Below are 14,034 nucleotides of genomic sequence, written 5' to 3'. Positions count from 1 at the left end.
CGTCTGGAAGACTCGTGGAATGGGAACAAGCGTACCGACGGCCCCCGACGGCGTCGCGAACCTCGCCGACGTCTTCCCGAGTTGCCTCGTCGCGCTCGGTGCTGCGGACGATGCGTGGTTGCGTGGCAACGGCCTGGAGGCCCGGATCACCCTCCGCCCCGCCCGCTCGGCGATCGTCGTGCTGGTCGACGGCCTCGGGTCCGCCGCGCTGTCCGCGCGCGCCGGGCACGCCCGCTGGCTGACCGGCGCGAAGGGCACCGGCACCGCGAAGAAGCTGCGGAGCGGGTTCCCGACCACGACCGCGGCCGCACTGAGCACGCTCACGACGGGCCGATCGCCCGGCACCCACGGGGTGATCGGCTACAGCGGCTGGAACCCGGACACCGGTGCCGTGATGAACCTGCTCGGAGGCTGGGACACCGAGGTGCCCGCCGACTGGTTCCTGACGCAGACGCTGTTCACCCGGGCGGCTGAGCTCGGACTCGACCCGGTCGTCGTCGGGCCGGACCGGTACCGATCGTCCGGGATGACCGCGAACGTACTCGGCGGTGCGCGGTACGTCTCGGCGGACTCGATCGCCCAGCGGGTCGACGCCGCCCTGGCCGAGACCGACTCCGGTCGGTCGCTCGTCTACCTGTACGTGCCGGAGCTCGACTCGATCGGCCACAAGTCCGGCTGGCAGTCCGACCGGTGGACGGCCGCGCTCGAGTTGCTCGACGGGGAACTCGCCCGGCTCGACGCCCGCAGCGCCGACGACGTGGGCGTCCTGGTGACGGCGGACCACGGTGTGCTCGACGTGCCGGACCACGCGAACATCGCGATCGACCCGCTGCTGCTCACCGACGTCGTCGGTGTCGCAGGAGACCCGCGCTGCCGACAGCTCACGGTCGCACCGGGCACCGACGTCCGCGCCCTCGTCGGTGCGTTCCGCGCGCGCTACGGCAAGAAGGCGTCCGTCGCCAGCCGTGCCGAGGCGATCGAGGCCGGGTGGTTCGGGCAGGTGTCCGACGAGGTGGTGCCGCGCATCGGTGACGTGCTCGTCGTGGCGCGAGGCTCGTGGGCGTTCAACGACGACCGAGCCCTGCGCGAGGACGAGACACCGAAGCGCATGATCGGCCAGCACGGCGCGATGACCGACGAGGAGACGATCGTCCCGCTCCGGCTCGCCGGTGCCTTCGCCCACTAGGGGCGTCAGCGCGGCCGCGCGGTGGTCCGGATCAGGCGGGGTCGTCGTCCGGGCGGGTGCCGAAGACGATCTCGTCCCAGCTCGGCATCGAGCGGCGGCTGCGCTTCTTGCGTTCGCCACGGCTCTCGGGCTCCGGCGCCGAGGCCGGACGGCCGTCGGTCGACTGCGGTGCGGTGTCGTTCGCGCCGCCGTCCTCGAAGCCCTGCAGCGGGATGTCGACGACGCTGATCGAGGTCCCGCGGGCGGGCTCGTCACGCTGTTCGCCGAAGGACGCGGCCTCACGCTCACCACGGCGACGGCGCAGCGCCTCGAGCAGGTCGGCGGTCTCGTTGCCGGGAGCACGCTCTTCCACGGTGGCCTGGCCGATGCGGGGCAGCGGCGCACGGAGCGGTGCGTGCTGGGACGGTTCGGGCTCGGCGGCCGGCTGCTCCGGCTCGTCGACGCGGAAGGCTCCGGAGTCGAAGCGGGTGCCGTCGTCGTCCTGCTGCTCGAACTCGACCGCACGCAGGCGCGGGGCGATGCCCTCGTCGTCGGTGTGCGACAGCCGGTGGGCGTCACCGTTGTCGGGCGCGAGGGTCGAGGTCTTCGGGTCGAAACGCCACTGGGCGTCGTGCTCGACCTCGCCCGCGGTGTAGCGGACGCGGACCTGCCAGCCGCTCTCCGGGTGCTTCCAGGAGCCCCAGGTGATCGCGGTGGCCTCGCCGGCCTCGAGCTTCGCGGTGATCGCGGGGCCGAAGGTGTCGGGGGCCTCGTCGTCGACCGGGGTGACCGGGACGCGGTGCGAGGCGTCGAGGATGAAGGCGCGCTCCGCCAGGACCGGGCCCTCGAAGCGACGGACGTACTCGACGTCGACGTCGAGCGCGGCAGCCACGTCGGCGGCGTCGGCGCCACCGCGGATCCGTGCCTGGACGTCCTTGGGGGAGACCCGCTTCTGCGGACCGGCGTCGGGGTTCGCCTGGCGCACCTGACCCGCCAGCGACGACGAGACGGGCAACCGGAACTCGGTGCCGCCGTCGGTCGCCAGGAGGAGTGCGCCGGACTCGACTCCGATGACTCTCACGTCTTGCATGGTTCCGCCTTCCCAGCGTCGCGTACGGTCCTGCTGTCGTACCCCGTGAGTATGCAGGGAGGACGGACGGTTTCCGGGGAGGCGCACGGGCGTGCCGCGCACATCCGCAGGCCGATCCGAGAGCGCGCCGGAGCCCGGCAACGGGTGTCGGGAATGTCCGGTTCGGGTCACCGGTTGCACAGCCAGCACGACCCGCCGCAGCACTCGGTTTGCGCATCGGCGGGGCGTGGTGCAAACTGTCGCCGCCGATCACCCGGCGACGACCTCTCGATACGAGAATGGATGGGCATGGCCACCGATTACGACGCCCCCCGGAAGACCGACGACAACTCTGACTCAGAGTCGATCGAGGCCCTCAAGGAGCGCGTTCCCGACAAGATGTCGGGGGTCGTCGACGATGATTCCGACAACCCCGGCAGCTTCGAACTCGCCGGGCAGGACCTCAGCGACGTCGACCTCGACGTCGTGGTGCTGCCCCCGCAGGTCGATGAGTTCACCTGCGTCGAGTGCTTCCTCGTGAAGCACCGTTCCCAGCTCGACCACGAGTCGAAGCTCGGACCGGTCTGCGCGGAGTGCGCGTCGCTCTAGCGAGCACAGCCGCGTCGTCCTCGACGCAACGATCAGCGAAGGCCCCGCGTCCCGATGGGATGCGGGGCCTTCGTCGTGGGCTGCGAGGCGGGGCCGAGCCGCGCCTCCAGGGCCGTTGCCCGTGGTCCGTCAGGACCGCAGCGCCTCGACGACCTTGCCCGGGTGGCGGACGCTGACCAGCCAGTAGGGCGTCGGGTCGGCGTCGTCGCGCACCTCGACCTTGACGACCCCCCGCACGTAGCCGCGGAAGAGGGTCCAGGCGCGGGCGTCGAGTGCCGGGCCGCGCTGCTCGGTGGCCGCCGTGCCCTCGAACGCCTCGGTCGTGCCCACGAGCGTCCGGGGGAGGTGTGCCCTGCCCGCGCGGAACTCGGTGTCGGTGACCTCGATGGTGGGTGCGAGTACCCACAGGAGCACGAGGACCCCGAGCTCCATCCCGATCGCCACGAGGACGCCGGCCAGGACGCTGATGGGGAGGAAGACGAGCAGGGTGGCGGGGATCACGAGCGCCGTCGCCAGGTACAGGGCGGGCGGGGCCCAGAGTCGTTCGCGGTACAGGGTCACGGGTCCATTCGATCACGAGCGGACGAGGTCACGGAACGGTCACGGCTGCACTACCCTCGTCACGTGACCGAACCAGTCGACGTCCTCTGGACCGGGGAGCACGCTCCCGGCCACGCCCACCCCGGCGACGCGGGTGCCGATCTCGTCTCCACCGAGGCCTTCGTGCTGCAGCCGGGCGAGCGACACCTGGCCGCCACCGGACTGCGGATCGCGCTGCCCGAGGGGTACGCCGCGTTCGTGGTCCCGCGCAGCGGCCTGGCGGCGAAGCACGGCATCACGATCGTGAACAGCCCCGGCACCGTCGACTCCGGCTACCGCGGCGAGATCAAGGTCGCGCTGCTCAACACGGACCAGACGGAACCGTACGAGGTCCACGTGGGCGACCGCATCGCCCAGTTGATCGTGATGCCGGTGCCGCAGGTGACCTACACCCGGGTCGACGAGCTGCCGGACAGCGTCCGCGGACAGGGCGGGTTCGGCTCGTCGGGCTACGGTGACCGGAGCGGCGCCGTGCACGGTGCCGCCGCAGACGCTCAGGAAGGGACGCGCGCATGAAGTTCGGCCGACGCAAGCAGGACGAGGTCGAGGTGGCGGACGCCGTCGCCGACGACATCGAGGTCGCGGACACGTCCCCCGAGGTCGACATCGCGACCGATGCAGACGCGGACCACGACGAGGTCGACGCGGTCGCCCCGACGGACAAGTCCGCTCCGGACGACCGGGCCGAGAACGGCCCCCACGACGAGACCGAGGCGAACCTGGTCCGCCCCTACGTCGACCTGGGCGGGGTGAAGGTGCTCCCGCGTGAGGGCCTGCACCTGCGCCTCGAGGTCGAGGAGGGCTCGCAGCGCGTCGTCGCGGTCGGGCTCGACTACGACGACTCCACGCTGCAGGTCCAGCCGTTCGCCGCGCCCCGGTCCACCGGCCTGTGGCACGAGATCCGCGCCCAGATCGCCGAGCAGATCGAGCGCCAGGGCGGTGTCGTGACCGAGGTCGACGGCCCGTTCGGCCCCGAGCTCCGGGCGTCCGTGCCGGTCGCCGTGGATGGTGACGGCGGCACCGCCGGTTCCCGTCCGGCCCGCTTCGTCGGCGTCGACGGCCCGCGCTGGTTCCTGCGCGGCGTGATCGCCGGCAAGGCCGCCGAGCAGCCCGACGACGCGAGCGAGATCGAGGAGTTGTTCCGCAGCGTCGTCGTCGTGCGCGGCACGACGCCGATGCCGCCGCGCGACCTCATCCCGCTGCACATGCCCAAGTCGACGCAGACCGCGATCTGACGGCCTGACGAGCAACCCCGCCTGGAGGCACGGTGCCGGACCACGACGACACCCCACGACCCGAGACGGCTGGCCCCGACCCCGCTGCACCGGCAGCTGAGTCGTCGGTGGCGCCGTCGTTCTCCGCGCAGTTCCGTGACGCGGTGCAGAACGCCGGCATCGCCCGCGTCGCGCCCGGCGAGGCACCGTCCGGTCGGGCCCTGCTGGGCGCGGTCGGCGGGGTTCGTGGGCTCGCCGAGTCGGTGCTGCCCGGGTTCGCGTTCCTGGTCGTCTACGCGATCACGAAGGAGCTCGTGCCCAGCGTCGTGATCCCCGTGGTCGTCGGCCTGGTGTTCGTGGTGCTCCGGCTGGTGCAGCGGCAGTCGGTGACGATGTCGTTCGCGGGCATCCTCGGCGTCGCGGTCTCGGCCGGCCTCGCGCTCATCACCGGCCGCGCGGAGAGCAACTTCATCCCCGGCATCATCATCAACGCGGTCTGGCTCGTCGGGCTGCTGATCACGCTGGCGATCCGCTGGCCGCTCATCGGGCTCGTCGTCGGCTTCCTGCTGCCCGCGAACGAGGACGGCTCGCACGTCGACTGGCGTGCCGACCCGGTCAAGCGGCGGGTCCTGACGGTCGCCACCTGGATCTGGGTCGGCCTGTTCGCCGTCCGGCTCGCGGTGGAGGTCCCGCTCTACCTGACAGCGCAGGTCGAACTGCTCGCCGGGCTGAAGCTCATCCTCGGCGTGCCGCTGTACGCGGCGGTGCTCTGGGTGACGTGGCTGCTGGTCCGCACCGTGTTCGTCCGGCGCGACGACGTCGCCGCGGTGTAGAGTTCTCTCGACATCAAGATAGTTCCTGCCGGGCGCGCACGTGTCCGCGGGATTAGGTTTGCCTTGCTGGTGGGACGGTCCACGGCCCGCGAGGATGAGGGCAAACCGATCAGTAGGGAGGCGGCACGGTGGCTGCAGTCAATAGCTTCGGCTCGAAGGACACACTGTCGGTTGGGGGTGTCGACTACGCGATCCACCGGATCGACTCGGTTCCCGGGCACGAGAAGTTGCCCTACAGCCTGAAGGTGCTGCTCGAGAACCTCCTCCGCACCGAGGACGGCAAGAACGTCACCGAGGGGCAGATCCGGGCGCTCGGCTCCTGGCGTCCCGACGCGGAACCCGACACCGAGATCCAGTTCTCGCCGGCGCGCGTCGTCATGCAGGACTTCACGGGTGTGCCGTGCATCGTCGACCTCGCCACCATGCGCGAGGCCATGGCGGACATCGGCGGCGACCCGAACAAGATCAACCCGCTGTCGCCGGCCGAGATGGTCATCGACCACTCCGTCATCGCCGACCTGTTCGGCAGCACGGACGCCCTGCAGCGCAACACCGACCTGGAGTACGAGCGGAACGGTGAGCGCTACCAGTTCCTCCGTTGGGGCCAGACCGCGTTCGAGGACTTCAAGGTCGTCCCGCCCGGCACCGGCATCGTGCACCAGGTGAACATCGAGTACCTGGCGAAGGTCACCTACACGCGTGACTTCGACGGTGAGACCTACGCGTACCCGGACACCCTGGTCGGCACCGACTCGCACACCACGATGGTGAACGGCCTCGGCGTGCTCGGCTGGGGTGTCGGCGGCATCGAGGCCGAGGCCGCGATGCTCGGCCAGCCCGTGTCGATGCTCATCCCGAAGGTCGTCGGCTTCAAGCTCTCCGGCGAGATCCCGGCCGGCGTGACCGCGACCGACGTGGTGCTCACCATCACGCAGGAGCTCCGCAAGCACGGCGTCGTCGGCAAGTTCGTCGAGTTCTACGGCGAGGGCGTCAGCGCCGTCCCGCTCGCCAACCGCGCCACCATCGGCAACATGTCGCCCGAGTTCGGTTCCACCGCGGCGATCTTCCCGGTCGACGACGTCACGCTCGACTACCTGCGCCTGACCGGTCGCGACGAGGCACAGATCGCCCTGGTCGAGGCGTACTCCAAGGCCCAGGGCCTGTGGCACGACGCCTCGGTCGAGCCCAACTACTCCGAGTACATGGAGCTCGACCTGTCCACGGTCGTGCCCTCCATCTCGGGCCCGAAGCGTCCGCAGGACCGCATCGAGCTGTCGAAGGCCAAGGACCAGTTCGAGGTCGACCTCGCCAACTACGCGAGCATCGACCACAGCGAAGAGGACAAGGCCGTCGCCGACACGTTCCCGGCGTCCGACCCGGTGGCCGCGGCCCCCGGTGACGAGCACGCCGTGGACGACCTGCAGGACGCCCCCGGGTCCGAGGTCCCCGTGCACGCTTCGAGCGCGCCCGGCACCGTCTCGAAGCCGACCTCGGTCGCCATCGCCGACGGCGACACGTTCACGATCGACCACGGTGCCGTGGCGATCGCCGCGATCACGTCGTGCACGAACACGTCGAACCCGTCGGTCATGATGGCCGCTGGCATCCTCGCCCGGAACGCCGCGCAGAAGGGCCTCACCGCGAAGCCCTGGGTGAAGACCACCCTCGCGCCGGGGTCGAAGGTCGTCACCGACTACTACGAGAAGGCCGGTCTCACCACCTACCTCGAGCAGCTCGGCTTCTACACGGTCGGCTACGGCTGCACGACCTGCATCGGCAACTCCGGCCCCCTGCCCGAGGAGATCTCGCAGGCCGTGCAGGACAACGACCTCGCCGTCACCGCGGTGCTCTCGGGCAACCGCAACTTCGAGGGCCGCATCAACCCCGACGTGAAGATGAACTACCTGGCGTCCCCGCCGCTGGTCATCGCGTACGCCCTCGCCGGGTCGATGCACTTCGACTTCGACGAGGACGCACTGGGCACCGACCAGGACGGCAACGACGTCTACCTGACCGACATCTGGCCCGACGCGGCTGAGGTGCAGCAGGTCATCGACACCTCGATCGACACCGAGATGTTCACCCACGAGTACGGCTCCGTGTTCGAGGGCGACGACCGCTGGAAGAACCTGCCGACCCCGACGGGCGACACCTTCGAGTGGGACCAGGAGTCGACCTACGTCCGGAAGCCCCCGTACTTCGAGGGCATGACGATGCAGCCCGACGCGGTGGCGGACATCTCCGGTGCCCGCGTGCTCGCGAAGCTCGGCGACTCGGTCACGACCGACCACATCTCGCCGGCCGGTTCGATCAAGGCCGACAGCCCCGCCGGTCAGTACCTCGCCGAGCACGGCGTCGACCGCAAGGACTTCAACTCCTACGGCTCGCGTCGCGGCAACCACGAGGTCATGATCCGCGGCACGTTCGCGAACATCCGTCTGCGCAACCAGCTGCTGGACGGCGTCGAGGGCGGGTACACCCGTGACTTCACGACGCCGGACGGCGAGCAGTCGTTCATCTACGACGCCTCGGAGCACTACCAGGAGCAGGGCATCCCGCTCGTCATCTTCGGCGGCAAGGAGTACGGCTCCGGTTCGTCCCGTGACTGGGCGGCGAAGGGCACGAACCTGCTCGGTGTCCGTGCGGTCATCACCGAGAGCTTCGAGCGGATCCACCGCTCGAACCTCATCGGCATGGGCGTCGTCCCGCTGCAGTTCCCGGCGGGCGAGACGGTCGAGTCCCTCGGCCTCGACGGCACCGAGGTCGTGTCGATCTCCGGGCTGACCGAGCTGAACGAGGGCCGCACCCCGAAGACCGTGCACGTCACCGCGACGCCGAGCGAGCACTCGCCCGCCGGCAAGCAGCCGGTGGAGTTCGACGCGGTCGTCCGCATCGACACCCCCGGTGAGGCCGACTACTACCGCAACGGCGGCATCCTGCAGTACGTGCTCCGCTCGCTCGTCTGACGCGACCCAGATACTGCCTGGAGGCGCGGTGCCAGCTGGCACCGCGCCTCCAGTCTGTTCTGTCCCTACGCGCATAGAGTGGGCCGACAGCCCCACGAAAGGAGCGCTCGTGAGCCTGCTCAGCAGCATCACGTCGCCGCGCGACCTGAAGCGTCTCTCCGACGCGCAGATGACCGACCTCGCCGCCGAGATCCGACGCTTCCTGGTCGCCGAGGTCGCGAAGACGGGTGGGCACCTCGGGCCGAACCTGGGTGTCGTCGAGCTGACGCTCGCGATGCACCGCGTGTTCGACTCGCCGAACGACCCCTTCGTCTTCGACACCGGGCACCAGTCGTACGTGCACAAGCTCGTCACCGGGCGGCAGGACTTCTCCAAGCTGCGCGAACGCGGTGGCATCGCCGGCTACCCGCAGCGCAGCGAGTCCGAGCACGACATCGTCGAGTCCTCGCACGCGTCGTCGTCGTTGTCGTGGGCGGACGGCATCTCCCGCGCGTTCGGGCAGACCGGCCAGACCGACCGCACCGTCGTCGCGGTGGTGGGGGACGGCGCGCTCACCGGTGGGATGACGTGGGAGGCGCTCAACAACATCTCCGACGACAACGACCGGCGCCTGGTCATCGTCGTCAACGACAACGGCCGCTCGTACGCCCCGACCATCGGTGGCATGGCGCGGTTCCTGAGTTCCGTGCGCACCCGCCGCGAGTACCGGGCCCTGTACGAGAGCACGCAGGCCGTGGCGGCGCGGTTCGGTGCTCCGGGTCGTGCGGTGTACCGCGGCATGCGCGGGGGCCTGCACGGCTTCCTGTCGCGACTGACGAACAACGAGGCGCTGTACTCGAACCTCGACATCAAGTACATCGGCCCGGTGAACGGGCACGACCAGCAGGCGATGGAGGCTGCGCTCCGGCAGGCCAAGGAGTACGGCGCTCCCGTGATCGTGCACGTCATCACGGAGAAGGGCCACGGCTTCGAGCCCGCCCTGCGCGACCAGGCCGACCAGTTCCACGCCGTCGGCCACATCGACCCGGAGACGGGCGAGTCGCTCGACGCCGCGTCGGGCCCCTCGTGGACCTCGGTGTTCGCGTCCTCCCTGGCCGAGGCCGGCGCCTCGGACCCTCGGATCGTCGCGATCACGGCGGCGATGCTCCGGCCGACCGGGCTGCACCTGTTCCAGGAGCAGCACCCCGACCGCGTGTACGACGTCGGCATCGCCGAGCAGCACGCCGTGACGACCGCCGCGGGCCTGGCGTACGGGGGACTCCACCCGGTCGTGGCGCTCTACGCGACGTTCCTGAACCGGGCGTTCGACCAGGTGCTGATGGACGTCGCCCTGCACAGGGCCGGCGTGACGTTCGTGCTCGACCGTGCCGGCATCACCGGTCCGGACGGCCCGTCGCACCACGGCATGTGGGACCTCGCACTGCTGCAGGTCGTGCCGGGGATCCGGATCGCCGCACCACGCGACGCCGCGACACTGCGTGAGGAGTTCCGCGAGGCGATCGCCGTCGACGATGCCCCCACCGTGCTGCGGTGGTCGAAGGGGCAGGTCGGGCCGGACATCCCCGCGGTCCGTCGTCTCCCCGACGGTGTGGACGTGCTGCACGCCGCCGCGGACGACGTCGAGGACGTCCTCTTCGTCGCCGTCGGGTCCATGGTGCCGGTGGCACTCGAGGCCGCGGCGCTGCTCGAGGCGCAGGGCATCGGCGTCACCGTCGTGGACCCGCGATGGGTGGTCCCGATCCCGGGTTCGCTCATCGAACTGTCGCGCTCACACCGGCTCGTCATCACGATCGAGGACGGCGTGCGCGTCGGCGGCGTCGGGACTCGGCTGCGGCAGGACCTGCGCGCCGCCGGGGTCGACACCGGGGTGAACGAGCTCGGGCTGCCCGACGCGTTCATCGACCACGCGACCCGGTCGCAGATCCTCGCCGACGCGGGGCTGACGGCGCAGGCCATCGCCCGCGACGTCATCGACCAGGTCGTCGGGACGAAGCTGCCGCAGGCGAAGCCCGCGCGCTCTCGCGAGTCCGCCGCGTCCGACCGCTGACCGCTCGGCCCGGGTCCGGTCCGGGTCCGGGTCCGGTCCGGGTCCGGTCAGCAAAACACCGGTGTTCGCGCTCCACTCCGCGGTTTGCGGGTGTTCGGTGCGCGAACACCGGTGTTTTGCGTACTGGGCCTAGCGGGAAGCGGGGCCGACGATCCGGGGCTCGTGGAACGTGCCGCCGAAGACACGCTCGGAGGCACCGGAGCGATCCAGGTACGGGCTGATCCCACCGGCCTGGAACGGGTAGCCAGCGCCGAGGATGAGCCCGAGGTCGATCTCCTCGACGTGCTCGACGACCTTGTCCTCGAGCATGCGGTGCAGCTCGTCGGCCAGGGCGTCCTCGAACCGGCGCTGCATCTCGGCGGCGTCGACGGGCTTCGCGTCCTTCTTGGACGGTGCGACGAGCTTCACGGCGGCGGGGTCGTACCCGGTCGCGTTGCCCTTCTTGTCGCGGGTCAGGATCGTCCCGTGCTCAGCGATCTTCTTCAGGCCGTCGCCGGGGTAGAAGCGCTCCGGCCAGGCGGCGTGGTGCGAGTCGAGCACGTGCGCACCGACCGGCAGCCCGACGAGCTCGAGCAGCTCGAACGGCGACATCGGCAGGCCGAGCGGTGCGGCACCCTGGGCGACGGTGTCGAACGAGGTGCCTTCCTCGACGCCGCGCATCGCCTCGCCGAGCACCCGGGCGAGCACCCGGTTGACGACGAAGCCGGGCTGGTCCGCGGTGATGACCGCGGTCTTCTTCAGGGTCTTCGCGACGGCGAGAGCGGTGACGAGGGCCTCGTCCGAGGTCTTCGCCGCGCGCACCACCTCGAGCAGCGGCATGACCGCGACCGGGTTGAAGAAGTGGAAGCCGACGAGCCGCTCCGGGTTCGTCAGGACCGACGCCATCTCGTCGACGGAGAGCGACGACGTGTTCGTGGCGAGGATGGCGTCCGGGGCGATGACCTGCTCGATCTTCCGGAAGACCTCTTGTTTGACGGTCATCTCCTCGAAGACGGCCTCGATCACCCAGTCGGCGTCGGCGAAGGCGTCGTACGACACCGACCCGCGGACGAGTGCGGTGATGCGGTTGGCGTCGTCGGGGGAGATCCGGCCCTTGTCGAGCAGCTTCGTGACCTCGCCGCGGATCCGCTCGACACCGACGTCCACACGGGACTGGTCGACGTCGGTGATGACCACGGGGACCCCGAGACGGCGGGCGAAGAGCAGTGCGAACTGGGAGGCCATCAGCCCGGCGCCGAGGACACCGACCTTGGTGATCTTCTTCGGTTCGACACCTTCCGGAGCGCCGACGGGCTTCTTCGCGCGCTTCTGCACGAGGTCGAAGGCGTACATCGACGCGGCGAACTGGTCGCCGGACAGCAGGTCGGCGAGGGCGTCGTCCTCGTCGGCGAACCGTTCGTCGAGCGAGCCCGACTTGGCGGCGGCCACCAGGTCGAGTGCTCGGAACGGCGACTTCGGCACGGTGCCGATCTTCGACGCCACCTGGCCACGCGCGACCTTGACGACGGTGCCCCATGCCGCCTTCTCGAGCATGCCCGGCTCGTTCTTCCGCACGACCTTGGTCGCGCCGGTGATGACACGATCGGCCCAGGCAACGGACGAGGGCAGGAACGTGACGGACGGCACCAGGACGTCGCCGATGCCGATCTCGACCGCGGCCGGACCGTCCATCAGGCGGTTGTTCTTGAGCGGGTTCTCGACGATGACGCGGAGCGCGCGCTCCGGGCCGATCAGGCGGGGGAGCAGTGTCGCGCCACCCCAGCCGGGGATGATGCCGAGGAACACCTCGGGCAGGCCGATGCCCTGCGCGGCGGACGAGAAGGCCCGGTACGTGCAGTGCAGGGCGATCTCGAGCCCGCCCCCGAGCGCCAGGGTGTTCACGAACGCGAACGACGGCACTCCGAGGTCGGCGAACTTGCGGAGCGTGGCGTGCCCGAGGGCGGCGAGGTCGTGCGCGGCCTCGCGCGACGGGACCGCTGCGGCCTGGGACAGGTCGGCCCCCGCCGCGAAGCAGTACTCCTTGCCGGTGATCGCGACGCCCTGGATCGTGCCGGCGGCGGCCTCGGTCCGCAGGGTGTCGAGCACCCCGGACAGTTCACGGAGCGTGCGGGGTCCGAGGGTGTTCGGCCGCTTGTAGTCCTTGCCGTTGTCGAGCGTGATGAGTGCCAGCGTGCCGCCCGAGGGCATGGTCACGTGCTTCACGAACGAGTGGGTGACGACCTCGTCCTCGCTGAGTTCGGCCAGTCGGTCGTTGTCGACGATGGTCATGGTCACGCCCCCTTCCGAGCGGAACGCTCGGCCGACTTGCTGTGGTTCGGGTTCTCCCAGATGACGGTGCCGCCCTGGCCGAGCCCGATGCACATCGTGGTGATGCCGTACTTGACGTCCGGTCGCTCGGCGAACTGCGCCGCGAGCTGGTTCATGAGTCGGACACCGCTCGACGCGAGCGGGTGGCCGACGGCGATGGCGCCGCCCCACGCGTTCACGTTCGGGGAGTCCTGGGCGATGCCGTAGTTGTCGAGGAAGGCGAGCACCTGGACGGCGAACGCCTCGTTGATCTCGAACAGGCCGATGTCGTCGATCGACAGTCCGGCCTTCGACAGTGCCTTGTCGGTGGCGGGGACCGGGCCGACGCCCATGACCTCGGGCTCGACGCCGGCGAAGGCGAACGACACCATGCGCATCTTCGTCGACAGGCCGTGCTGCTTCGCACCGTCCTCGGACGCGAGCAGGCTCATGGTCGCGCCGTCGTTGAGTCCGGCTGCGTTGCCGGCGGTGACCCGTCCGTGGGGCCGGAACGGCGTCTTCAAGGCGGCCAGCGCCTCCAGGGTGGTACCCGGCCGGGGCGGCTCGTCGGTGCTGATGACGTCCCAGCCGTCGCCCTTGTTGACCTCGACCGGGATGACGTCGGGCTGCAGCTTGCCGTTCGCCCAGGCGGCGGCGTAGCGCTGCTGGGACTGGACGGCGTAGGCGTCCGTGCGGTCCTTCGTGATCGCGGGGAAGCGGTCGTGCAGGCGCTCGGCGGTGGCGCCCATGACGAGGGCGTCGCTCGACACCATGCGCTCCGCGACGAAACGCGGGTTGGGGTCGGCGTTGAAGCCCATCGGGTGGCGGCCCATGTGCTCGACCCCACCGGCGATCGCGACGTCGGCGGCACCGAAGGCGATGGCACCCGCGAGTGTCGTGACACTCGTCATGGCGCCAGCGCACATGCGGTCGATCGCGTAGCCGGGCACCGACTTCGGCAGGCCTGCGAGCATGCCGACCGTGCGCCCGAGCGTCAGGCCCTGGTCACCCTGCTGCGTGGTCGCGGCGACGGCGACGTCGTCCACCGCTGCGGTGTCGAGGGAGTCGTTCCGGTCGAGCAGTCCGCGCATCGCGTGCACCGCGAGGTCGTCGGACCGCGTCTTCCAGAACACCCCCTTCTCGCCGGCTCGTCCGAACGGTGTGCGAACGCCGTCCACGAACACGACGTCTGATGCCTTTGGCAATCCGGGCCTCCCAGATCCTCTTCGATCGGGCCGGAACGCA

11 protein-coding genes are annotated in these 14,034 nt (G+C 70.4%); 7 read left to right on the top strand and 4 right to left on the bottom strand.

Annotation, left to right across the window (positions count from 1 at the left end; all coding sequences use genetic code 11):
• Positions 1-19 precede the first annotated feature (19 nt).
• Entirely contained in the window at positions 20-1,186 is a 1,167-nt protein-coding gene (locus tag BOSE127_RS04775) for an alkaline phosphatase family protein (protein WP_052481613.1), read from the top strand.
• A gap of 31 nt (positions 1,187-1,217) precedes the next feature.
• On the opposite strand, the gene sepH is transcribed toward BOSE127_RS04775, so the two are convergent.
• The gene (gene sepH, locus BOSE127_RS04770; protein WP_159556382.1) at positions 1,218-2,246 is read right to left on the bottom strand and encodes a septation protein SepH; all 1,029 of its coding nucleotides are present in this window, start codon (positions 2,244-2,246) and stop codon (positions 1,218-1,220) included.
• A 297-nt stretch (positions 2,247-2,543) separates the two neighbouring features.
• On the opposite strand from sepH, the gene BOSE127_RS04765 reads away from it, so the two are divergent.
• A complete protein-coding gene (locus tag BOSE127_RS04765; RefSeq protein ID WP_017886098.1) occupies positions 2,544-2,843 on the top strand; it encodes a DUF4193 domain-containing protein in 300 nt (99 codons plus the stop codon).
• A 129-nt stretch (positions 2,844-2,972) separates the two neighbouring features.
• On the opposite strand, the gene BOSE127_RS04760 is transcribed toward BOSE127_RS04765, so the two are convergent.
• The gene (locus BOSE127_RS04760; protein ID WP_042537043.1) at positions 2,973-3,404 is read right to left on the bottom strand and encodes a DUF3093 domain-containing protein; all 432 of its coding nucleotides are present in this window, start codon (positions 3,402-3,404) and stop codon (positions 2,973-2,975) included.
• 63 nt (positions 3,405-3,467) lie between these two features.
• On the opposite strand from BOSE127_RS04760, the gene dut reads away from it, so the two are divergent.
• The 5 genes from dut (at position 3,468) to dxs (ending at position 10,503) form a co-directional block, all read left to right on the top strand.
• Complete coding sequence (gene dut, locus BOSE127_RS04755; RefSeq protein ID WP_017886100.1) at positions 3,468-3,959, top strand: dUTP diphosphatase; 492 nt, start codon at positions 3,468-3,470, stop codon at positions 3,957-3,959.
• On the top strand, positions 3,956-4,678 hold the full coding sequence (locus tag BOSE127_RS04750; RefSeq protein WP_017886101.1) for a DUF3710 domain-containing protein: 723 nt from the start codon (positions 3,956-3,958) through the stop codon (positions 4,676-4,678). Before dut ends, BOSE127_RS04750 begins: the two co-directional genes overlap by 4 nt.
• A 32-nt stretch (positions 4,679-4,710) precedes the next feature.
• Positions 4,711-5,490: a DUF3159 domain-containing protein gene (locus BOSE127_RS04745; protein WP_017886102.1), complete on the top strand. Its 780-nt coding sequence runs from the start codon at positions 4,711-4,713 to the stop codon at positions 5,488-5,490.
• Positions 5,491-5,618: 128 nt separating this feature from the next.
• Positions 5,619-8,456, top strand: coding sequence for an aconitate hydratase (locus tag BOSE127_RS04740; protein WP_159556380.1), 2,838 nt, complete (start codon positions 5,619-5,621; stop codon positions 8,454-8,456).
• Positions 8,457-8,565: 109 nt separating this feature from the next.
• Complete coding sequence (gene dxs / locus BOSE127_RS04735) at positions 8,566-10,503, top strand: 1-deoxy-D-xylulose-5-phosphate synthase (protein WP_159556378.1); 1,938 nt, start codon at positions 8,566-8,568, stop codon at positions 10,501-10,503.
• A gap of 129 nt (positions 10,504-10,632) precedes the next feature.
• On the opposite strand, the gene BOSE127_RS04730 is transcribed toward dxs, so the two are convergent.
• Both BOSE127_RS04730 and BOSE127_RS04725 read right to left on the bottom strand, forming a co-directional pair.
• The gene (locus tag BOSE127_RS04730) at positions 10,633-12,771 is read right to left on the bottom strand and encodes a 3-hydroxyacyl-CoA dehydrogenase NAD-binding domain-containing protein (RefSeq protein WP_159556376.1); all 2,139 of its coding nucleotides are present in this window, start codon (positions 12,769-12,771) and stop codon (positions 10,633-10,635) included.
• A 2-nt stretch (positions 12,772-12,773) separates the two neighbouring features.
• Positions 12,774-13,994, bottom strand: coding sequence for a thiolase family protein (locus tag BOSE127_RS04725; protein ID WP_081612195.1), 1,221 nt, complete (start codon positions 13,992-13,994; stop codon positions 12,774-12,776).
• Positions 13,995-14,034: the final 40 nt, after the last annotated feature.

The organism is Curtobacterium sp. 8I-2 (assembly GCF_902506155.1).
Taxonomy (GTDB): Bacteria; Actinomycetota; Actinomycetes; order Actinomycetales; family Microbacteriaceae; genus Curtobacterium; species Curtobacterium poinsettiae.
The sequence above is the reverse complement of the archived record's forward strand: the minus strand, read 5'-3'. Positions and strand labels throughout refer to the sequence as shown.